At 44.2% G+C, this 24,032-nt stretch carries 7 protein-coding genes and 1 pseudogene; 7 read left to right on the top strand and 1 reads right to left on the bottom strand.

Annotation, left to right across the window (positions count from 1 at the left end):
* The first annotated feature begins 22 nt into the window (after positions 1–22).
* The 5 genes from PY364_RS06420 to PY364_RS06400 all read left to right on the top strand — a co-directional run bounded on the left by PY364_RS06420 (position 23) and on the right by PY364_RS06400 (position 20,804).
* Complete coding sequence (locus PY364_RS06420) at positions 23–3,271, top strand: amino acid adenylation domain-containing protein (RefSeq protein ID WP_275521396.1); 3,249 nt, start codon at positions 23–25, stop codon at positions 3,269–3,271.
* Positions 3,272–3,316: 45 nt separating this feature from the next.
* Positions 3,317–9,424: a type I polyketide synthase gene (locus PY364_RS06415; protein ID WP_275521394.1), complete on the top strand. Its 6,108-nt coding sequence runs from the start codon at positions 3,317–3,319 to the stop codon at positions 9,422–9,424.
* Positions 9,424–15,072, top strand: coding sequence for a non-ribosomal peptide synthetase (locus PY364_RS06410; RefSeq protein ID WP_275521393.1), 5,649 nt, complete (start codon positions 9,424–9,426; stop codon positions 15,070–15,072). The genes PY364_RS06415 and PY364_RS06410 overlap by 1 nt, the downstream gene beginning before the upstream one ends.
* Before the next feature lie 168 nt (positions 15,073–15,240).
* Positions 15,241–19,656, top strand: a complete 4,416-nt coding sequence (locus tag PY364_RS06405) for a non-ribosomal peptide synthetase (RefSeq protein ID WP_275521392.1) — start codon at positions 15,241–15,243, stop codon at positions 19,654–19,656.
* Positions 19,653–20,804 (top strand): aldo/keto reductase, encoded by a 1,152-nt coding sequence (locus tag PY364_RS06400; RefSeq protein WP_275521391.1) that lies wholly within the window; start codon positions 19,653–19,655, stop codon positions 20,802–20,804. The genes PY364_RS06405 and PY364_RS06400 overlap by 4 nt, the downstream gene beginning before the upstream one ends.
* Positions 20,805–20,857: 53 nt before the next feature.
* Here PY364_RS06400 and PY364_RS06395 read toward each other — a convergent pair.
* Positions 20,858–22,069, bottom strand: a pseudogene (locus tag PY364_RS06395) (IS701 family transposase); the annotation flags it as partial.
* Positions 22,070–22,399: 330 nt separating this feature from the next.
* Here PY364_RS06395 and PY364_RS06390 point away from each other — a divergent pair.
* Both PY364_RS06390 and PY364_RS06385 read left to right on the top strand, forming a co-directional pair.
* Positions 22,400–23,212, top strand: a complete 813-nt coding sequence (locus PY364_RS06390) for an ABC transporter ATP-binding protein (protein WP_275521390.1) — start codon at positions 22,400–22,402, stop codon at positions 23,210–23,212.
* On the top strand, positions 23,205–23,957 hold the full coding sequence (locus tag PY364_RS06385) for an ABC transporter ATP-binding protein (protein WP_275521389.1): 753 nt from the start codon (positions 23,205–23,207) through the stop codon (positions 23,955–23,957). The genes PY364_RS06390 and PY364_RS06385 overlap by 8 nt, the downstream gene beginning before the upstream one ends.
* Positions 23,958–24,032 lie beyond the last annotated feature (75 nt).

The raw sequence follows: 24,032 nt of genomic DNA, 5'->3' as shown, positions 1-24,032 counted from the left end.
CGCGATGGATGGAGTAAAAAATATGCAAGAACAGTTTCTAGAAGGATTTCGGATTTCACCGCAGCAGAAGCGCCTTTGGATGTTGCAGCAATCTGCATCTAACCAACCTTATCGCGCTACTTTCGCTGTTAAAATTGCAGGCAATCTCAATCTGAAAGTCTTAGAATTAGCTTTGCAAAATCTTGTCAGTAACTATGAAATTCTCCGCACGAACTTTCAATGTTTACAGGGAATGATACTCCCGCTACAAATCATCAATAATCAGAGCGTGCCGAAGATTATTTACTACAACTTAAGTGGTAAAGATCCTGAATTACAAGCAGCTCAAGTTGAGGCGCTTTTTGCTGAAGTAAGCAGTCGGCTTTTTGACTTAGAGCGTGGCTTTGTTTTAGATATTTGTCTGGTTATTCTTTCCCAAGATTTGCACCTGTTACTGGTTGGAATGCCTGCCTTGGTTGCAGATCGGGCTACTGTTAAAAATTTTGTGCATGAAATCAGCCGTTTTTATGACTCAAATTTGCACGGCAAAGAATTATGTGACCAACCCTTGCAGTATGCGGATATTGCGGAATGGCAAAACGAACTTTTTGAAGGAGCAGATGCAGAAATAGGTAGAGAGTATTGGCGCAAAAATAATCTGTTAAAGTTTGTAGATTTATCCTTACCTAATGAGAAAAAGTCAGAGTTAAAGGTAGAATTTAAGCCGGAATTTATTGCCGTAAAACTCGATATTAAAGTTGTAGCTAAAATTGAAAGTGTTGCCCAAAAACATAATATTTCAACGGCTGTATTTATTCTGACTTGCTGGCTAGTTTTACTATGGCGGCTCACTGGTAATTCCGATATTGTTGTTGGCACATATTGCGAGGGTCGCAATTATGAACAGTTGGAGTCAGCTTTAGGATTATTTGCCAAATATTTACCTGTTTACAGTCATTTTGAAGAAAAACTTAAATTCTCTGAGAACCTGAAGCAAGTTAGCGAGTCGGTACGCGAAGCTTTCAAATGGCAAGAGTCTTTTACTTGGGAACAAGGAACAGAATTAACTGAAAAAAATCGGGAGTTATTCTTTCCCATTTGTTTTGAATTTGAGGAACAGTTGGCAAAGCGTTCAGATGTAAATTTATCTGTTTCTATTGACAAGCAATACTTTTGTTTGGAGCCATTCAAAGTTAAACTTTCCTGCATTCAGCAAAATGACTTGCTAAATGCAGAGTTCCACTACGATTCAAGCTTATTTCAGATCGAGGATATCTCGCGCTTAGCAGGGCAATTTCAGACTTTATTAGAAAGCACGGTTAGGGAACCAGAAACTCCCATTAGCGAGTTAGAAATTTTGAGCGATCGCGATCGCCATCAAATTCTAGTCGAGTTTAACCAATCGCCAGTCTCCAATCCTAAATTCCCAGATGACCAATGTATCCACCAACTATTTGAACAACAGGTAGAACAAACACCCGATCGCATTGCTATTGTCTTTGAGAATCAGCAACTAACTTACCAGGAGTTAAACAAAAAAGCTAATTGTTTAGCTGATCGCTTGCAAAAACTGGGCGTAGGGCCAGACGTTGTGGTAGCGCTGTACACCGATCGCTCCCTAGATGCGATCGTTGGCTTGCTGGCTATCCTCAAAGCCGGTGGCGCGTACCTACCCCTAGATCCCGCCTTACCATCCGCCAGCTTAGCTTTCCGGTGGCAGGATGCGCGATCGCCAGTGTTGCTTACCCAAACACATCTCGCCGCCAACCTAAGCGATCGCCCGCCGCAAGTAATCTGTCTTGACGCAGATTGGGATGCGATCGCCAAGCTTCCCGATCGAAATCCCAACAGCGAAGTAACAACCAAGAACTTAGTATATGTGCTATTCACTTCCGGCTCCACTGGTAAACCCAAAGGCGTAGCCGTCGAACATCGGCAACTCCTCAACTACCTCAACGGCATTTGCGAAAAACTAGAACTGCCAACAGGCGCTAGTTTCGCGACTGTTTCCACCTTCGCCGCTGACTTGGGCAACACAGCGATCTTTCCCTCTCTATGTACCGGAGGATGCTTGCACATAGTATCCTCCGAGCGCACAAATGACCCCGCCGCCCTCGCAGAATACTTTAACCGCCATGCGATCGACTGCCTCAAAATTGTGCCTTCTCACCTCGCCGCCCTCCTCGCCGCTGCCCCTCCAGAACAAATTTTACCCCGCAAGTGCTTAGTTCTAGGCGGTGAAGCCGCTAATTGGGAATTGATTTGCCAGATCCAGCAGCACGCGCCAAACTGTCGCATCCTCAATCACTACGGGCCGACAGAAACCACTGTAGGTACAACAACCTTTACAGTCCAGAGCAGGCATTCCCAGACGGTGCCCCTGGGACGCGCGTTGCCCAATTGCTACACCTATGTGCTAGATCGGCATCGCCAACCCGTACCCATCGGTGTACCAGGTGAGTTATACATCGGCGGAGCAGGCTTAGCGCGGGGCTATCTGAACCGGGCCGCAGAACAAGCAGAACGGTTCATTGCTAACCCCTTTGTCAGCGGAGAGCGGTTGTATAAAACTGGGGACTCGGTTCGCTACTTACCCGACGGCAATCTAGAATTTTTGGGGCGAGTTGACCACCAAGTAAAAATTCGCGGCTTCCGTATTGAGTTAGGAGAAATTGAGACAGTGCTGAGTCAACATCCACAAGTGAGACAGGCGATCGCCTCACTTAGAGAGGATGAACCGGGCAACCAGCGTCTAGTTGCTTACGTCGTCCTTGATAGCGATCGCTGTGCATCCCCAGCTACGAATGACCTGCAAAGCTTTCTGCGACAGCGTTTGCCCGAATATATGATGCCCTCAGCCTTTGTGCTGTTGAAAAGTTTACCGCTAACAGCCAACGGCAAGGTAGATCGGCGATCGCTCCCGGTTCCCGATTGTCTGCGCCCAGAACTAGCAGCCGCTTACGTCGCACCCCAGACAGAAATAGAACGCGCGATCGCGACGATCTGGCAAGAAATGCTTCACCTCGATCGCGTTGGCATCCACGACAACTTCTTCGATCTTGGCGGTCATTCATTACTCATCGTCCAACTTTATAGTAAGTTGCAAGGAGTTTTTAACCAGACTATTTCAATCACTGAAATTTTCAAGTATCCCACTATCAACTCTCTAGCTAAATATCTAAATCAAGACCCACATTTACAGCCAGCTTTCGACGATAAAAGCCAAGCAAGAGCCGAACTTCGCAAAGAATTAATCAAACAACAAAGGCAATCTAGAAAATATCTACGCTAATCTGCGGTTAAAACAAAATTACCAACCTAGAAACAATTGAACAAAATGACAAACTTAGAAACAATTGACAATATTAATGAAATAGCGATCGTTGGCATGGCGGGCCGTTTCCCCCAAGCCAGAAACCTCGATGAATTTTGGCAAAATTTGCAAAATGGTGTTGAATCAATCTCATTCTTTTCAGATGCAGAACTGCAAAATATAGACAAAAATCTGCTGAAAAATCCCAATTACGTTAAAGCAACAGCCGTACTCGAAGACATAGAATCCTTTGATGCTTCATTCTTCGGCTACTCTCCCAGAGAAGCAGAAATTATGGACCCGCAATCCCGGATTTTCTTAGAGTCTGCTTGGGAAGCTCTGGAAAATGCCGGCTACAATACTGACACTTATCAAGGTCGAATTGGTATTTATGCAGGTGCAAGTGTCAACACCTACTTATTGTTCAATCTTTTTGCTAACCCTGACTTGTTAGCCACAGTTGGACTCGATCGAATTAAATTCGGCAATCATCAGGATTTGCTGACTACACGAGCCGCCTATAAATTAAACCTCCAAGGATCGGGCATCACCATTCAAACTGCTTGTTCCACTTCATTAGTTGCAGTCCACTTAGCTTGTCAAAGCTTATTATTTGGCGAATGCGATATGGTATTGGCCGGCGGTGTTTCCGTTTCTGTACCGCAGAAAGCAGGCTATTTATATCAAGAAGAGGGAATTTTATCTCCCGATGGACATTGCCGAGCTTTTGATGCCAAAGCTAGGGGAACTGTTGGCGGTAGCGGTGTCGGAATTGTAGTTTTAAAGCGATTAAAAGATGCTTTAGAAGCTGGCGATCGCATTCATGCAACCATCATGGGTTCTGCTATCAATAATGACGGCTCTTTAAAAATTGGTTATACAGCCCCTAGCGTTGAGGGTCAAGCGAAAGCGATCGCAGAAGCTCAAGCCATAGCAGGTATCGATCCTGAAGCCATTAGTTACATCGAAGCTCACGGCACCGGCACTGCTTTAGGCGATCCGGTGGAAATTGCCGCTCTGACGCAAGCTTTCTCACTTCGTACCAACAAAAAAGGCTTTTGTGCGATTGGTTCAGTCAAAACTAATATCGGACATCTAGGCGCAGCAGCAGGCGTTGCTGGCTTAATGAAAACAGTTCTGGCTCTCAAACACAAGCAGATACCACCCAGCTTACATTTCCAACAGCCGAATCCCGAAATTGATTTTGCTAACAGCCCCTTCTACGTCAACAGTTCTCTATCCGAGTGGAAAGCAGAGCGATCGCGCCTGGCCGGTGTCAGTTCCTTTGGCATTGGTGGCACAAATGCTCACGTTATTCTCAAAGAAGCGCCCACAGTCGAAGTTTCCGAAGTTTCCCGCCCTTGGCAGTTGTTGGTACTTTCTGCCAAAACGGAATCGGCGCTGGATGCAGCTACAGCTAATCTCACTTTGTACCTCAAACAAAAGCCCGATCGCACTCTCGCTGATGTCGCTTACACCCTACAAATTGGCCGGCGAACTTTTAACCACCGCCGAATCGCTATTTGCCAGAACGTCGATGGTGCAGTGAAAACGCTGGAAACCCTGGAACCGCAACAAGTTTTGACGCACTACCAAGAACCGTGCAACCGCGCGATCGCGTTTATGTTTCCCGGTCAAGGAGTTCAGTATATCAACATGGGTCGGGAACTTTATCAAACCGAATCAATATTTCGCCAACAAATCGATCGCTGTTCGGAACTGCTTAAACCTCACCTCAATTTCGATTTGCGATCGCTGCTTTATCCCACTGAAGCAGAAGCAGAAACGGCTGCTGAACAGCTTAAACAAACTTATCTTGCTCAGCCGGCTTTGTTTGTAATTGAATACGCCTTGGCTCAATTGTGGATAGCCTGGGGGGTGCAGCCAGTGGCTGCGATCGGTCACAGCATCGGCGAGTATGTAGCCGCCTGTCTTGCGGGGGTGTTTTCCTTGGAATCCGCGCTGGAACTGGTAGCAATTCGAGGCCGGCTGATGCAGCAACTACCCGCTGGTGCGATGCTGTCTATTTCGCTTCCAGAGGCAGAAGTGCGATCGCTACTCAATGCAGAACTATCTCTAGCTGCCAGCAATGCGCCGTCTTCCTGCGTAGTTTCAGGTTCCTTCGGTGCTGTCAATGGCCTAGAAAATCGTTTAGCAGAGCGCGGTGTAGACTGCCGGCGCTTGCATACCTCTCATGCCTTTCATTCCCAGATGACCGATCCCATTTTGGAACTGTTCGCAGAGGAAGTAAAAAAAGTCAAACTGACACCGCCCCAAATTCCTTTTATTTCCAACGTTACCGGCACTTGGATCGCAGTCAATGAAGCCACCGATCAGAATTATTGGGTACAACATCTGCGGCAAACAGTACGCTTTAGTGATGGCATTGCTGAACTGCTGCAAGAGCCAGAGCGAATTCTGCTGGAAGTCGGGCCAGGACGGGTTTTGAGTACCTGCGCTCAACAGCATCAAGTGCGTGATCGCGCGATCGTAACTTCCATGCGCCACCCAAATGAGCAACAATCAGATATCGCATTCTTGCTGAAGGCGCTAGGCCGATTGTGGCTAACAGGAGTTGAGATTGACTGGCCGAGTTTTTATACCCACGAACAGCGCTCCCGCATCCCCCTACCGACTTATCCATTTGAGCGTCAACGTTACTGGATCGAACCCTATTTGAAAGGCGGAAATGACAGCGATCTGCAAACTAAGTTAGAGAAAAAGCCGGATCTTGCAGATTGGTTTTATCTACCTTCTTGGAAGCGTTCTCCTCTGCCTCAGAGAGGGCGATCTATTGCGCCGGAATCAGAACAAAAATCATGCTGGCTAGTTTTTATTGATGCTGGCGGGATCGGAGCCGAAGTTGTCAAACGCTTGGAAGTTGAGGGCAAAAAAGTCCTGACTATAACTGCTGGCAAAGAGTTTACTATTTTGGGCGATCGCGCCTACGCCATTAATCCTCAACGGCGGGATGACTACGACACTTTACTTGCAGAAATCCAGGCGCAGCACCAGAGGTCAAAGGCGATCGCAAAGTGCTCTTGGCATATTGCCCATTTTTGGAGCATCGCACCTGATGAGCAAACGCGGATTGAAGCAACTAAAAATTTAGGTTTTTACAGCCTACTATTCCTAGCACAAGCTTTAGAAAAACACGAAATTAGCAATCCGGTCGATTTCTTAGTCGTCACAAGTAACATACACGACGTGACCGGAGATGAGGAATTATTTCCTGAACAAGTCACTGTTTTAGGGCCGTGCAAAGTTATTCCCCAAGAATATCCGAATATCACTTGTTGTACTGTTGATATTGTTATTCCTTCTCGTCCAAAGTCTGGAATAGAAGGGACAATAATACTTAGGCAAAATGAATTTAAAACCAAGCCAATAGGCGCAGAGAATACAGACGGAAAAAGTGCAAAATTTTCTGTTAGTAATTGTCAATTAATAGAACAAATTTTAGAAGAATTTCTTGCAAAATCACACGGTTTATGTATTGCTTATCGGGGCAAACATCGCTGGGTACAAACTTTTGAATCAGTCCGCTTTGAGGAAACAAACATTGAGAAAGCGCGGTTAAGGGAAGGCGGAGTTTATCTAATATCGGGTGGACTTGGAGGCATTGGCGGAGCGCTAGCAGAATATCTTGCTAAGGCGGTACGGGCAAAACTAATTTTGATCGGGCGTTCTACTATTCCCGATCGAGCAGAGTGGAAACAATGGCTAATTACTCACAATAATGATGATAAGATTAGCCACAAAATTCGCAAAGTGCAGGCATTAGAAGAATTAGGTGCTGAAGTTTTAGTTTGCAGTGCTGATGTTGCCAATGAAGAAGAAATGCGGTCTGCGATCGCGCAAGCAGTTGAGCATTTTGGCGAGATTAAGGGTGTAATTCATGCAGCAGGAATTGCTGGCGGCGGATTAATTCAAAGGCAAACACCAGAGATGGTAGCAAATAGTTTTGCATCTAAAATTAAAGGAACGCAAGTCCTAGAGGCAATCTTTAAAGAAAGCCAGCTAGATTTTTTTGTACTCTGTTCGTCATGCCGATCGCTTTTAGGCGGCCCTGGACGGGTAGACTATTGCGCGGCTAATGCTTTTCTTGATGCTTTCGCTCGCAAAAATAATTCCAGAAATGGTACTTTCACCGTATCTATTAACTGGGGTACTTGGCGAGAAGTGGGGATGTCAGTAGACACATTGCGCCGACTTAATCTCGAAACAAAAACAGCCTTAAAAGAAGGAATGTCATCTGAGGAAGGTGTTAATGCTTTTAATCGCATACTTGGCAATTCTCTGCCGCAAGTAATAGTGTCACCGGAAGATTTTCAAGCCCGAATTGAGTATGAAAATGCTCCGTCTACAGTATCTAGTTTCCTAGAAAAAGTAGAGAATTATCGCCGCTCTCAACCAACTCATCCGCGACCTCAACTCAACAATAATTATGTTGCTCCCACAAATCAAATTGAGCAAACACTTGCCGACATCTGGCAAAAATTACTTGGTATTGAAGCAGTGGGCATTCACGATAACTTTTTTGAGTTGGGCGGGGATTCAGTTCTCAGCATTCAGTTGATTGCTAGAGCGAGTAAAGCTGGTATTCAACTGAGTAGCAAACTAATTTTCGAGCGCCAAACGATCGCGGAGTTAGCAGCAGTCGCCGGCACAAATATCAGTCAAGCCGAACAAGGTTTAGTAACTGGAGCACTGCCTCTAACACCAATTCAGCACTGGTTTTTTGCACAAAATCAGCCCGATCCGCATCACTGGAATCAGTCAGTTTTGTTGGAGGCGATCCAACCTCTCGATCCAAGTTTGTTAGAGCAGACTTTTCAGCAATTACTGAACCACCATGATGCCCTCCGCCTGAGATTTACGCGCTCTGAATCAGGTTGGCAACAAATCAGTTGCGCTGATGATTTAGTTGTGGAATTAACGCGAAGGGATCTGTCATCGTTATCAGCAATTGACCAAAAATTCGCTCTAGAAACAGCCGTAGCAGAATTGCAAGCCAGCTTAAATTTGACAACTGGGCCCCTGGTGCGGGTTGGTTTGTTCGATCGAGGTGCGAGTCGGCCCAATCTCCTACTAATTGTTATCCATCATCTAGCCGTAGATGCTGCATCTTGGCGAATTTTGCTCGAAGATTTTCAGACGTTTTATCAGCAACTCGCGCAGGGTAAAGCGGTTCAACTTCCGCTTAAGACAACTGCCTTTAAACAATGGGCAGAACAATTAAAAAACTGGGTTCAGTCAGAAAAATTACAAGCAGAGTTGGACTACTGGCTGGCAGACCGCACTCAAGTATTCTCCTTGCCGGTGGACTATGCGGGTGGTGCGAATACTGTCGCCTCGGCTCAAACGGTGTCAGCGGTGCTCAGCGCCGCAGAGACTCAGGCACTTTTGCAGGAAGTGCCAACAGTTTACCGCGCTCAGGTTCAAGACGTGCTGCTGGCTGCTGTGGTAAAGGCTTTTGCCCGCTGGACAGGGATACCGTCGCTGGTGCTCGATTTGGAAGGGCGCGGCCGGGAGGTAATTTTTGAAGGCGTTGATTTATCGCGGACTGTGGGCTGGTTTACTACTATGGCTCCGGTAGTTTTGGAGTTAGGGGAATCTGACAGTCCAGTAGAGACGCTGAAGGCGGTTAAGGAACAACTGCGACGGATTCCTAATGAGGGTATTGGCTACGGGGCGCTGCGCTACTTGAGCGGGGATTCGGCAATCGCCTCGAAATTGGCAGCGCTTCCCCAAGCAGAAGTAGTTTTCCTTTATCTCGGTCAGTTTGAAGATAGTTTGCCTCAATCTTCTCTGTTTAAGCTTAACCGCGAGTTTAAGGTTGGCGATCGCAGTCCGCGCGGTACTCGCGCCCACCTCCTACAGATATCCGCCTTTGTTACTGGCGGTCAAATGTGTCTGGAGTGGACGTACAGCGAGAACGTACACCAGCGCGATACAGTCCTGAACTTGGCTCAGGCTTTTCTGGAAGCTGCACGGGAACTCATCGCCGGCGGCCAGTCACAAGATGCCGATGGCTACACGCCTTCAGACTTTCCCGCAGCCAAAATCAGCCACAAAGATTTTAGTAAGTTACTCGCTCAAGTCACTCAAGTCGATCGGAGGAATTATTAATGAACGGCGAAAATATTGAAGATATTTACGAACTTTCACCGATGCAGCACGGCCTGCTTTTCCACACGCTTGCTGCCCCAAATTCGGGGGTGTATTTCGAGCAGCTAAGCTGCACTTTGCAAGGCAATCTTGATGTCGCAGCCTTTAAGAGTGCTTGGCAGAAAGTTGTGGAACGGCATCCAATTTTGCGGACTGCTTTTTATTGGCAGGATCTCGATCGACCCTATCAAGTAGTGTACCGACAAGTTAATTTGCCGATCGCCCAGGAAGACTGGCGGAAACTATCTGCGATCGAGCAACAACAGCGGTTAGAAGTTTTCTTGAAAAGCGATCGCGATCGGGGTTTTGAACTTTCCCAAGCACCGCTAATGCGTTTAGCCTTAATCCGGCTGGCTGACGATACCTATCAATTTGTCCGCAGCCACCATCACATCCTACTTGATGGCTGGTCTTGGTCTTTGCTTTGGAAAGAAGTTCACGCTTTCTATCAGGTTTTCTCCCAAAATCGGGATTTAAACTTGGAACAACCCCGACCTTATAGAGAGTATATTGCTTGGTTGCAGGAGCAAGACTTCTCTAAAACTGAGATATTCTGGCGGCAAAAGCTCAAAGGATTCGCTGCGCCAACGCCGCTGATGCCGGAGGGGGCGGGCACGGGGGCACCGCCCCTACAGCCAAAGGTGGGCGAAGATGATAAACAGCGGCTCTCCCTGTCGGCAACTGCGACAGCAGCCTTACAATCCCTAGCGCGACAGCATCAGCTTACCTTAAACGCCGTCGTCCAGGGTGCTTGGGCGCTACTTTTGAGTCGCTACAGCGGTGAGGAAGATGTTGTTTTTGGAGTGGCAACCTCTGGCCGGCCGGCCGAACTGGCGGGGGTAGAATCTATGGTGGGGTTATTTCTGAATGCGCTACCGCTGCGAGTGCAAGTGCTTCCCGATCTTTCTGTTGTGCCTTGGTTGAAGCAACTTCAATCTCAACAAGTGGAGGCGCGACAGTACGAATACAGTACGCTGGTACAAATCCATCAAGTGAGTGAGATTCCTAGCGGTCAGCCTTTATTTGAGAGCATTCTGGTCTTTAATAACTATCCGATGGATGCTTCTAGATGGCAATTGAGCGCCAGCATTGGGGCTAGCAATTATCGGACTTATGAAAAAACGAACTATCCGCTGACGGTTTTGGTAGAGCCAGGTTCGGAGTTAAAGCTGGAGATTGCTTACGATACCCGCCGTTTTGATGCTGCTGCGATCGCTCGGATGTTAGGGCATTTTCAGACTGTGCTCGAAGGTATGGCGGCTAATCAAAATCAGCGCTTAGCGGAGATGCCGTTGTTGACAGCAGCAGAATTGCATCAACTATTGGTGGAATGGAATAACACTCACAAAGATTACCCAAAAGATAGGTGCATCCATCAACTGTTTGAGGAACAGGTGGAGCGATCGCCCGATGCGACTGCGGTAATCTTTGAGGATACGCACCTCAGCTATCAGGAACTAAATCGGCGATCGAATCAGTTAGCGTATCGCCTGCGAAAATTGGGCGTTGGCCCCGATTTACTTGTTGCCATCTGCCTAGAGCGATCGCTCTCAATGTTAGTAGCAGTGCTGGCTGTTCTCAAAGCTGGCGGTGCTTACGTTCCCTTAGATCCCGCCTATCCCCAAGAGCGCCTAGCTTTCATGCTAGAAGACGCTCAAGTTAAGGTGTTGCTGACTCAGAAGCATTTAGCCGCATTGAATCATTTGACTGCCATCTCACATTTGGCGATCGTCTATCTAGACGCTGACTGGGAAACTATCGCTTGTGAGAACGATTTCAACTCGATTAGCGAGACCAACTCTTCTCACTTGGCTTACACAATCTATACTTCCGGTTCAACTGGGAAGCCTAAAGGCGTTCAAATTCCGCACCGCGCTGTCGTCAACTTTCTCACTTCGATGCGCCATTCTTTGGAAGTGACAGAGCGAGATATTCTTCTATCGGTCACTACTTTGTCTTTTGACATTGCAGGCTTAGAACTTTTCTTACCAATTATTACAGGCGCTTGCACCGTTGTAGCCAGCCGGGAAGTCGCTGCTTCAGGAACTCTTTTAGCAGAACAACTGGTTAAATCTGGCGCTACATTTATGCAAGCAACGCCGGCGACTTGGCAGATGTTGCATGACGCTGGATGGCAAGGTAACAAACAATTAAAAATCCTCTGTGGCGGTGAAGCTCTCTCTCCGAAATTGGCTGGTCAATTGTACCAAAAAGGCTCTGCTGTGTGGAATTTGTACGGCCCTACAGAAACTACGATTTGGTCGATGATTCACCCAGTTAACTCTGAGGATAAACCGATTTCGATTGGACGCGCGATCGCTAATACCCAAGTTTATATTCTTGATCGCCATCTCCAACCCGTCCCCATCGGTGTTGCAGGCGAACTGCACATCGGTGGTGAGGGACTAGCTAGAGGCTACCTCAACCGTCCCGATCTAACTGCTGAAAAATTCATTCCCAACCCTTTGATTGATTCAAAAGGATCGCCTTGTAGGGGCGGTGCCCCCGTGCCCGCCCCCCCCGTGCCCGCCCCCGTGTCCGTGCTCTACAAAACCGGCGATCTCGTTCGCTACAGACCCGACGGTAACATTGAATATCTTGGCCGGCTTGACCATCAGGTGAAAATCCGAGGATTCCGCATTGAGTTGGCAGAAATTGAAGCAGTTTTGAACCAACATCCTGGAGTAAATGCGATCGCAGTTTTAGCGAGAGAAGACGAAGCCGGCAACAAGCGCTTAGTTGCTTACATCGTCCCTGACTACAAACGTTCGCCTACCATTACTGAACTGCGGAACTTTATCAAACAGAAACTACCAGACTACACCATCCCCTCTGCTTTCGTAATGTTGGCAACCTTACCCTTGACACCCAACGGCAAAGTTGACCGCCGTGCTCTACCAGCGCCGGATACAGCTAGACCTGATTTAGAAAAAGCTTTTGTCGCGCCTCGCACCCCTGTAGAAGAAGTGTTAGCTGCCATCTGGCTTGACATTTTAGGGTTAGATCAACTGGGAATATATGATAGCTTTTTCGAGTTGGGCGGCCATTCACTGCTGGCTACTCAGGTAATCTCCCGCCTGCGATCGGCTTTTCAGGTGGAGGTGGCGATGCGCTGGCTGTTTGAGTCGCCGACTGTTGCTTCGTTGAGCGATCGCATTGAGACGGCGCTGAAAGCAAAAGCTGGCTTGAAAATCCTGCCGATTGAACCGGTTGCACGCGATCGCCATCTACCCCTCTCCTTTGCTCAACAACGGCTGTGGTTTTTGGATCGATTAGAGCCAAACAGCGCCGCTTACAACATTCCTGCGGCGGTGCGGATTGTTGGCAATCTCAGCGTGGCGGTACTCTTACAATCTCTCAACGAAATCGTGCAGCGTCACGAAATCTTGCGAACTACCTTTACAGCCATAGATGGCAAACCCATCGCCATTATTGCCCCAACTTTGACCTTAAATTTACCTGTGCTGGACTTGCAAGAGTTCCCGGAAACAGATCGAAATACTGAAGTTTTACGACTAGCAGAAGTTGAAGCTCAACAGCCTTTTGACTTAGCTCAAGGCCCACTATTGCGAGCAAAATTGCTGCAATTAAGCCCAGCCGAATACGTGATACTGTTCGCAATGCACCACATTATTTTTGATGGTTGGTCTGCTGGCGTACTCCTCCGAGAAATAGCGACGCTTTATGAAGCCTTTTCTAACAATAAACCTTCGCCATTGCCCGAACTCCCAATTCAGTACGCCGACTTTGCCGACTGGCAGCACCGATGGTTACAGGGAGAAGTATTGCAAACTCAGTTATCTTATTGGCAGCAACAGTTAGTCGGCGCTCCTCCAGTTTTTAATCTCAAAAAAGTAGCGGCAAAATTACCAATATTACCAGAGAAAAATACAAGCGATTTCTTTGTATTGCCCGCCAACTTATCTGAAAAAATCAAAGCCTTGACCCGACAAGAGGAAGTCACCTTGTTTATGACACTACTGGCTGCTTTTCAGACCCTATTGTACCGCTACACAAATCAAGATGATATTGTAGTTGGGACGGATGTTGCTAATCGCAACCGAACTGAAACTGAATCTTTAATCGGTTTTTTTGTCAACCTCTTAGTTTTGCGTACCAACTTGTCTGGCAACCCTAGTTTTCGGGAATTGTTGCGACGAGTGCGCCAAGTTGCGTTAGATGCTTATGCTCATCAAGACTTACCCTTCGCCAAATTAGTAGAAGCTTTGCAGCCGGATCGCAGTGCGAGTACAACACCTCTATTTCAGGTGTTATTTGTCCTCCAAAATGCCCCGATGCCTGCTTGGAAATTTTCCGATTTAACTCTGACTCCCTTGGAGTTTGATACCGGAAAGGCGAAGTTTGATTTAGTTTTATTTATGGAAGAAACCAAGCAAGGAATTTTCGGTAAATGGAAGTATAATTCCGATATTTTCCACCCTCAAGCGATTGCGAACTTGTCAAATGATTTAGAGGCGCTGCTTAATAGCATTGTAGGGCAGCCTGACGCGGGAATCAATACGCTGGAAATGCCGATGAACACTGAAAAGGAAAAACAACTTGCGGAAGCAGTTAAACGCGAGGAGAGTAAGTTCAAAAAATTTATTCACGCCAAACCCAAAGCTACAAGTTTACCTCAAGGACAATTAATCAAAACAGATTACCTCAATCCAGAGCAAACATTTCCCTTAGTTATCCAACCTAATGTTGCTCAACTTGACTTAGCTGACTGGGCAAAAAGCGATCGGGAAGTTATCGAAACAAACTTGTTAAAACACGGAGCAATTCTGTTTCGAGGCTTTAATCTTAACTCAGTAGTGGACTTTGAAAATCTTGCCTTAGCGATTTGTCCACAGTTGTTTACCGAGTATGGCGATTTACCTCGGCAAGTTGCTAGTGGTAAAGTTTACGGTTCTACTCCTTACCCATCCGATCGCGCGATCTTGTTTCATAATGAAAGTTCTCATTTACACCGATGGCCGCTAAAAATTTGGTTTTTCTGCGTACAACCTGCTCAAGAAGGCGGAGAAACACCAATTATTGACTGTCGGCAAATGTACCAAATTCTCGATCCAAAATTGCGAGAAAAATTCGAGCAAAAGCAATTAATGTATGTCCGCAACTACACTGAAGGTTTAGATGTTAGTTGGCAAGAGTTCTTTCGCACCACTGATACAAAAGTTCTTGAAGATTATTGCCGACAAGCAGATATTGATTTCGAGTGGCGGGGAGATAATAGCTTAAAAACTCGCAAATTACGACCAGCGATCGCTAAACATCCTAAAACTGGAGAATGGGTGTTTTTTAATCAGCTTCAGTTACACCACATCTCCTGTCTAGATTTAGATATCCGCGAATCAATGCTGTCAGTATTTGGTGAGGAAAATCTACCACGTAATGTTTATTACGGAGATGGTTCTCCTATTGAAGATTCTGTCATGGAAGAAGTGGGAGCAGTTTATGAGCAAGCTAAAATTAGTTTTCCTTGGCAGCAAGGAGATGTGCTAATGCTCGACAATATGTTAGCAGCACACGGTCGGAATCCTTACGTAGGCGATCGCAAAATTTTAGTAGCAATGGGAGAAATGATTGGCAGCAAAAACAGCTAGTTTTAAAGATAAAAAACTAGCTACTACCAACATCAATTTTACCTGGCGATTAGAAATCGCGGCTAAGCAAACAAAGTCCGCCTTCGCGGATTCAAAGAAACGCCAATCTGTCACCTTCTTTTTTCTATTCAATAATTCCGTACATTCTATAAAATCAAACAAGTAACAATGCAAAACCAAATTGTCGAAGGATTTCGGATTTCACCCCAGCAAAAGCGTCTTTTGCTATTACAGAAAGAGAGTTGTGCTTATCGCGCTCAGTCTGCTATCCTGCTTGAAGGTTCACTCAATATCGCAGTCCTAAAAACAGCTTTAGAGAAAGTTGTTAACCTGCATGAAATATTCCGCACAATTTTTCATAAACGACCTGGAATCAAAATTCCTCTTCAAGTAGTAACTGAGTGCATTAATGTCTCATGGCAGGAGGTTAATCTAAACCATCTATCGTCAAACGAACAATCAACCAGAATTGAAGAATTATTTCAGGAAGAAAGGCATTTTATCTTCAACTTTGACACAGGCTCCCTGTTGCGTTTAACCCTAATTTGTTTATCAGCTAACAAGCATATTTTGCTAGTGACTCTGCCATCACTTTGTGCAGATAGTTGGACGCTCAAGAATTTATTTCAGCAAATCGGTAATGCCTATGCTAATTGCTTAGAAGGCAAAGAGTTATTTGAGGAACCGATACAATATGTCCAATTCTCCGAATGGCAGAATGAATTACTAGAGGGAGAAGATGCAGAGCTTGGAAAAGATTATTGGAGTCAGCAAGATATCAGCAATTTTCCACCACTGACCGTTCCTTTTGAGAGCAAGCTAAATGCTCAAATCATCTTTGAACCTAATGTTTTTGGTTTGAAGATTGAGCGAGATGTAGTTGCAAATATAGAAGCGATCGCAAATTTACATAATACCACAATTTCTGAGTTTTTGTTAGCTTGTTGGCAGACTTTAATCTGGCGACTCACAAAACAGTCAGATATTATCATTGGTACTGTCTGTAATGGCAGAAAATATGAAGAACTGCATGAGATGCTGGGATTGCTTGCTAAATTCCTGCCTGTGCGTTGTTCTTTTGAGCAAGATTTTAAATTCAGTAAAATCTTGGGGAAAATTAGCGAAACTATCGGCAATAACTGCAAATGGCAAGAATATTTTGTCGGAGAAGAAGAAAAAGAAAAAACTTTCAGTGATGTTAACTTCCCAATTAGTTTTGAGTTTGAAGAATGTGCTAATAAATATAAAGCTGGCGGTATTGTGTTTTCACTTTACAAACAATACGCCTGTTTTGAGCCATTCAAAGTTAAGCTAACCTGCTTGCAAAGAGAACAATTTACGATTGCAGAGTTTTACTACAATGCTAACTTATTCTCGATAGCAGATATCAAACGCTTAGCAGAACACTTTCAGACTTTAGTAGAAAGTGCTGTTAGTAACCCAGAAGCTAAAGTCAGTGAATTAGAGATTTTGAGTCCTAAAAATCGCCATCAACTACTTGTAGAGTTTAACAATACTCGGACTAATTACCCGCAAGATAAGTGCATCCACCAACTTTTTGAGGAACAAGTACAACAAACGCCAGACAAGATTGCTGTCGTGTTTGAAGACCAAAAGTTGACCTATGCTGAACTTAATGCACGCGCCAATAAACTAGCTCATTACCTACAAAAATTAGGTGTTGTGCCAGAGATGCTGGTGGGGATATATGCAGAGCGATCGCTCGATATCATCATCGCCTTACTGGGTATTATAAAATCAGGTGGAGCTTATCTGCCTATAGATCCAGCATTACCAGCAGAAAGTTTAGCAAGTCGGTTAGAAGATGCTCAGATATCAATACTTTTAACACAACATTCGCTTGTTAAAATACTACAAAATTGCCCTGCAAAAGTAGTATGCTTAGATGCAGATTGGGAAATAATTAATCGAGAAAGTAATACCAGTCCAGCTAGTAAGGTAAAATGCGAAAACTTAGTTTATTTACTGTTTACCTCTGGCTCTACAGGCACACCGAAAGGTGTCGCGGTTGAACATCGCCAACTACTCAATTACTTGTACGGTATTTTAGACAGATTAGACTTGCGAATTGCTAACAGTTTCGCTACTGTTTCTACCTTCGCCGCTGACTTGGGAAACACTGTAATTTTCCCAGCTTTATGTACGGGTGGATGCTTGCATATCATATCACAGGAGCGGGCCTCTGACCCAGTGGCGCTAGCAGATTACTTTAACCGCCATCCGATTGACTGTCTCAAGATTGTTCCCTCTCACCTCGCCGCTCTTTTAGCATCTTCCCCAACTCAGTCAATCCTCCCCCACACTCACTTGATTCTTGGTGGTGAAGCTACCACTTGGGACTTAATTAAAACTATCCATCAGCAAGCGCCTAATTGCCGAATTTTCAATCATTATGGCCCTACAGAAACAACTGTAGGCGTACTCACTTATCTAGTTAAAAGTTCAGCGTCTCTTTCTAAGACAGTACCTCTCGGAAAACCGCTACCTAATACACAAATCTACGTATTAGATGAACAATTGCAACCTGTGCCTATAGGTGTACCGGGAGAATTATATATCGGCGGAGCGGGGTTAACTAGGGGTTATTTAAATCGGCTCGAAGAACAAGCAGAGCGTTTTATTAATAACCCTTTTATTAGCGGAACAAAGCTATACAAAACTGGTGATTTAGCTTGCTATTTACCGGATGGAAACATTGAGTTTTTAGGACGCACTGATAATCAGGTAAAAATTCGAGGTTTTCGGATTGAAATGGGAGAAATTGAAACGTTGCTAAGTCAACATCCGGGAGTGTGGCAGTCTACGGTTTCAGTTTGGGAAAAAGAGCCAGGAAACAAGCGCTTAATCGCCTATGTCGTCCCTAGTAAAAAAGCAGCATTAGATGCCAAAGAACTGCGATTCTTTCTAAAAGAAAAGCTACCTGAATATATGCTCCCTTCAGCTTTTATAATGTTAAAATCTCTGCCCCTGACTCCCAATGGAAAGGTAGATCGTCAGTCACTACCAACCCCCGATCGATCTCGCCCGGAACTGGAAGCTATCTATGTAGCTGCGCGTACCCCAGTCGAGGAAAAATTGGCTGAGATTTGGAGAAAAGTTCTCAATCTCGAACAAGTAGGGATTCATGATAACTTCTTTGAATTGGGAGGTCATTCATTGCTAATAACTCAACTTCTTGCCCTAGTACGAGGCACTTTTCAGGTGGATTTACCTTTGCGGAGCTTATTTGAAAAGCCTACTATTGCTGGTTTAGCTGAAAGCATTGATACTAGCTTGGTAACAAAAATATCTCCTGTTAAAATTGGTGTGGAAACTTTCGATCTAAATGCTGAAGCTTGCTTAGATCCAGAAATTAATCCTAATGCTGCTACCTACGATTTATCTATTTCAGAAAAGGCTATTTTCTTGACAGGGGCAACAGGATTTTTAGGTGCTTTTTTGCTCGATGAACTTTTGCAAAAAACTGAGGCTAATATTTACTGCTTAGTGCGATCGCCTAATCTTTACTCAGGCAAGAAAAAGCTGCAAAATAGCCTTGCATCTTATTTACTTTGGAATGAATATTTTAACAGTAGAATTATTCCAGTTTTAGGAGATTTGTCAATGCCTCTTTTAGGGCTTTCTGAGGAAGAGTTTGGATCGCTTGCTAGTAAGATAGATGCTATCTACCACAATGGTGCGCTGGTTAACTTTACTTATCCATACGCTGCGCTCAAAGCAGCTAATGTTTTGGGTACTCAAGAAGTTTTAAGGTTGGCTAGTCAAATTAAACTAAAGCCCGTACATTTCATTTCCACAATTGGTGTGGTTGGATCGACGACTGGCGTTATTGAATCCGTTGATAGTTCTGAGGTTAAAGTCATTAAAGAACAGGATAGCTTGCCGAGCGCCGACGCGCTATCCAGTGGCTATACTCAAAGTAAATGGGTTGCCGAAAAGTTAGTAACAATTGCTCGCGATCGCGGTTTTCCGATTACTATTTACAGACCGGGACGCATATCAGGAGACAGTAAAACGGGAGTTTGCAATCCAGACGATCATACCTTCAGAACGATTCGAGGCTGTATCCAACTCAAAAGCGTTCCCGATCGTAACTCGATGGTGAATCTAATTCCTGTGGACTATACTAGCCAAGCAATCGTTCATTTATCAAGGCAAAAAGAATCTCTAGGAAAGGTGTTTCACTTAGTTAATTCACACCCTGCTCATTGGAGTGAAATTATCAACTGGATTCATTCTTTTGGCTACCCGCTAGAACCAATTCCCTATGATATTTGGCGAGCAAAACTCCTCGATGCGGCTGGGAGATCGCAAGAAAACGCATTGACTCCTCTTGTGCCAATTTTTACTCAATCGGCATCTGGTAACACCAATCAAACTGAGTCGCCAAAGCCAATATCTAACTTAGCAGCGCAACATTTTGACTGCGAAAATACGCTAACTGGACTCGCAGGAACTTCGATCGCTTGTCCGCCTGTAGATAGGCAATTGTTTAGTACTTATTTCTCGTATTTGATTCGGAGTGGTTTTCTAGATCGGGACTTATTAGGTAAAGTACAATGAGCGCGATCGCAGGCAGAGCTACGGCAGAAGGAACACAGCGTTACAAGGAAAGGCACAATCAAAACTGTGCAGCGGATCATTTCCGAGAAGCAAATTCACTTGTGGCGAGTTCTATTGGAATTGGCACTTATCTTGGCGAATCAGATGAGTTGACTGATACCCTTGTAACGGCAGCGGTAATTGAATCAGTTCAACAGGGTACTAATGTAATTGATTCAGCAATTAATTATCGCTATCAGCAGGGAGAGAGAAGTGTCGGAAAGGCTATCCGGCAACTCGTAACATCGACAGATGTTTCAAGGGATGAATTAATTATCTGTACCAAAGGTGGCGTGCTTCCGTATCCAAATACTAACCAATCAGAGTGGTTTTATCGGCATTATGTCGAGCCAAATAACTCTAGTATAAGTATGGATGATTTGGCTGAGGAGCGTTACTGTATTCACCCAGAATATATTCAAGATCAGCTCAATAGGAGTCTCGCCAACCTCGATATTAAGACAATTGATGTTTACTATATTCACAATCCAGAAAAGCAACTTTCTCAAGTTGAACCAGATGTTTTCTACAATCAGTTGCGAAAAGTTTTCGAGGTGCTCGAAGATGCTATTTTAGTTGGAAAAATTGCTAATTACGGTTTAGCAACTTGGAATGCTTTTCGCGTACCTCCAAATCAAAGCGACCATATCGATCTGTCGCGGGCAAAGTCCATTGCCCGTGAAGTGGCAGGGAATAAAGAGGATCGCTTTCGGTTCATTCAGTTTCCTTTGAATATGGCGATGCCGGAAGCGCTGCTATATCCAACTCAGATGTTGGGAGGAGAACAAATTTCGACATTGGAAGCCGCCGATCGCTTAGGCATTGCTGCGATCGCCAGCAAGTCGATTTGTCAAGCACAGGTTGCTGGTAAAATCCCAGAAAACATTGCTTCTGTCTTTGGCGATCGCTTGGGGACTGACTGCCAACGGGCACTCCAGTATACCCGCAGCGCCCCTGGCCTTCTGAGTGCTCTAGTCGGGATGAAAACACCAAAACATATTAGAGAAAATCTAGCTATTACTGCTATCCCGCAGCTTGAGAGGGCAAACTTTCATAAACTTACTGAGTTAATTGCCCAAGTGTTAAATTTACCTTTTCCCAATAGCTAAAGCAGAGAAAAAAACACTATAGAATAAAGATTCCATATCTACTTTATCAGTAATAGAAGAATGGGTTGGACAACTAAACGAAAATTATTCAATGTATTTTTCCATCCACTTTCGTGATTCCATTCTTGATGAGTCGAGAAATTAGCCAACTTATTGTTGGCATTAGCTTGAGTTCTATCGCAGAGATTTAAGGATAAAAAAGCTGAGGAATTCAAGCTAATCATTGTGTAAACACAAAAAATAATTGACCACCACTTTTCAATATCCTTAAAATTAGTAAAACGGTAGTCTGTCCAACCTAATTCTTGTTTACATTGCCGAAAGCCATATTCTACCCATGTTCTTAATCCATAAAGATTGCCCACAATTTTCTTAAGTTTACCTTTGAGATTCGTTTTAACAAATGAAGTAGAATTGGACGGCATCGTTTCTGGATCTGTAGTTATCTCCCAATATGTTACCGCTCCTTTTTTACCATAAATTATTTCTCTAATATATCTATTTTCTGATTTTCCGTCGCTAAATACTCTTTTATATTTGCACCATTTATTTGCTCTAACCTTTTGCTCAGAAGGCAGCCAGACTCCATGATTACTTCTAATTGATACAATGTAAGGTAGATTATATTTATCTAAAATTTTCAAAAACTGGCTACTTTCACCATATAAACTATCAGCTAATACTAGCTCAATCTGAAAGCCGTACTCAACTAATTCAGTAATAATTTCCCCAGCCAAATCAATTTTGGTTTGATATTTATCTGATGGTTTTAATGTCCCTTTGGGTTTAAATACTTGAAAACTTAATGGAAAAGTTATATTTTTATAGATTCCATACGCATTCACTGAAACTATTCCATTATCTACTTTACCTACACTTCCCAAATATTGTCTAGCTACATAGTCAGTCTTTTTTCCTTTTTTTCGATCTCCGGTTTCATCAATTACTACGGTAATCGTCTTTCCCTTTAATTCTTTGAGAATTTTTTTTAATCTTTTTTCCTTCAGTTCAGTTACTGACCAAGGTGATTTGGCAATAAAATGATGCAATGACTGTGCAGATTTTATTGCCACTATTTTAGCTATTTCTGGTAATGATTTCCTCTTGATTGGTGCAATTATTCCTAAATGTAAATATTTAAAACATTCATAACTTCTTACTTCTTTGAATATGTCTTTATACTCTGCACAATATTCATCTATTACTCTCGTTGTTGATTGTGCGTCTCTCGCCAAATGTTTGAGAACTTGTAACTCTACATCCATTGCTCTGCCTCATTTGTAGCGTTTTTATCTTTTCACACTTTTATTTTAACATTCGGAGAGTGACAAAAGAGGGTTAGCCTGAACTTTTGCTTGAATTTCCTCTATTCCCATATTATAAACTTTATCCCAACGTTCTGTAGTCATAGATTTTTTCTTTTAGTCTACTTTTGATTATAACTTACATTGTCAGCCAACAGCAGGGGCAAACGAGCATTTGCCCCTACCTTTGCACTATCCCAACGCTGAAACATTCCCATTTTGCGAGGGAATAGAATTGATAAATTCGACAATTACAAGGGATAATCTTAGTAATCGCTGTATTATTTACCTATGATTGCATCAACAAATCTTCCCCTTTCAACCAATACTACTGTCTTAGAAGCCAAAGGTCTAACTCGCAGATTCGGAGGATTAATTGCCGTCAATAATGTCTCATTTGCAGTCCAAAAAAATGAAATATTTGGACTCATTGGCCCCAACGGTGCCGGCAAGACAACCCTATTTAATCTAGTCACCGGATTGATAACACCATCCAGCGGTCAATTGATTTATCAAAACCAAGATATTTCCCAACTCCGCCCCTATCAAATTGCCAATAAAGGTATTTCCCGCACCTTCCAAAATATTCGCTTATTTGGCGAACTTTCTGCCCTAGAAAATGTTACGATTGCCAGACACATTCACAGCCGCGATGGAAATCCATTCCTATCACTGGTGAGTGGTATATTGGGTTTACCAAAAGCTAACGCTATGGAACGCAGAACCAAACAAAAAGCCTTAGAATTTTTGGACTTAGTGGGATTGCGCGATCGCGCTCAAGAAAAAGCCAAAAACTTTCCCTACGGCGATCAACGTCGCCTCGAAATTGCCCGTGCTCTCGCCCTTGAACCACAAATATTACTGTTAGATGAACCCGCCGCTGGTATGAATCCCTCTGAAAAACACCAACTCAGTGAATTTATCCGAGAACTGCGCCAACAGTTCAATCTTACTGTAATATTAATTGAGCATCACGTCCCATTAGTTATGGGCTTGTGCGACAGAATCGCAGTTTTACACTTCGGCCAGCTAATTGCTTTGGGAAATCCAGCTAATGTTAGGAACGATCCGGCAGTAATCGAGGCTTATTTAGGAGATGAATAAGGATTTTTTACCGCAGATGAATGTAGAGAAAAGCAAATATGTGTTGTTAGATGTTAAAGGATTGTTTGTTAGTTATGGTGGCATTCAAGCCTTGCAAGATATTAACTTAACTGTTAATATGGGGGAAGTTGTTACGCTTGTTGGTGCTAATGGTGCTGGTAAAAGCACTACCCTAAGAGCTATTTCTAGAATGGTCAATTCTCGTGGCGGAGAAATCGTCTATGATGGGCGAGATATTACCCGTCGCCAAACCCATGAAGTTGTTAAACTTGGGATTGCTCACAGTCCAGAAGGGAGGCTAGTTTTAGCTCGGCAAACTATTCTGGTAAACTTAGAACTGGGGGCTTATGTTCGGTCTGATTCTGCGGAAATAAAAGCCGATTTAGAAAGGCAATTTGAGATATTTCCTCGATTAGCTGAACGTCGCCATCAACTAGCAGGAACTCTCAGCGGTGGGGAACAGCAAATGCTGGCGATCGCGCGGGCATTAATGAGTCGCCCAAAACTGCTATTATTAGATGAACCTAGTCTCGGTTTAGCCCCCGCAATCGTGCGTGAAATTTTCAGTATTATTCAAACTTTGCGCTCCACAGGTGTTACAATCCTATTGGTGGAACAAAATGCTAACTTAGCTTTACAAATTGCTGACAGAGGTTATGTGCTGGAAGCTGGTAATATTACCCTTTCTGGCGTGGCTTCAGATTTGTTAAAAAATGAGCGAGTAAAACAGGCATATTTAGGATAAAATGACTTATGCACGTCGAGGGGAGAAACCGGGTTTATTCGTAGATATCTAGTGGATAATCTTCAATTTTTCAAA

Source organism: Kamptonema sp. UHCC 0994 (assembly GCF_029167235.1).
Taxonomy (GTDB): Bacteria; Cyanobacteriota; Cyanobacteriia; order Cyanobacteriales; family Microcoleaceae; genus Kamptonema.
This window is presented reverse-complemented; position numbering and strand designations above follow the sequence as displayed.

Coding starts and splice junctions, on each gene's coding strand:
- PY364_RS06420 (WP_275521396.1), top strand. CDS start 23: ATGCAAGAACAGTTTCTAGAAGGATTTCGGATTTCACCGCAGCAGAAG.
- PY364_RS06415 (WP_275521394.1), top strand. CDS start 3,317: ATGACAAACTTAGAAACAATTGACAATATTAATGAAATAGCGATCGTT.
- PY364_RS06410 (WP_275521393.1), top strand. CDS start 9,424: ATGAACGGCGAAAATATTGAAGATATTTACGAACTTTCACCGATGCAG.
- PY364_RS06405 (WP_275521392.1), top strand. CDS start 15,241: ATGCAAAACCAAATTGTCGAAGGATTTCGGATTTCACCCCAGCAAAAG.
- PY364_RS06400 (WP_275521391.1), top strand. CDS start 19,653: ATGAGCGCGATCGCAGGCAGAGCTACGGCAGAAGGAACACAGCGTTAC.
- PY364_RS06390 (WP_275521390.1), top strand. CDS start 22,400: ATGATTGCATCAACAAATCTTCCCCTTTCAACCAATACTACTGTCTTA.
- PY364_RS06385 (WP_275521389.1), top strand. CDS start 23,205: ATGAATAAGGATTTTTTACCGCAGATGAATGTAGAGAAAAGCAAATAT.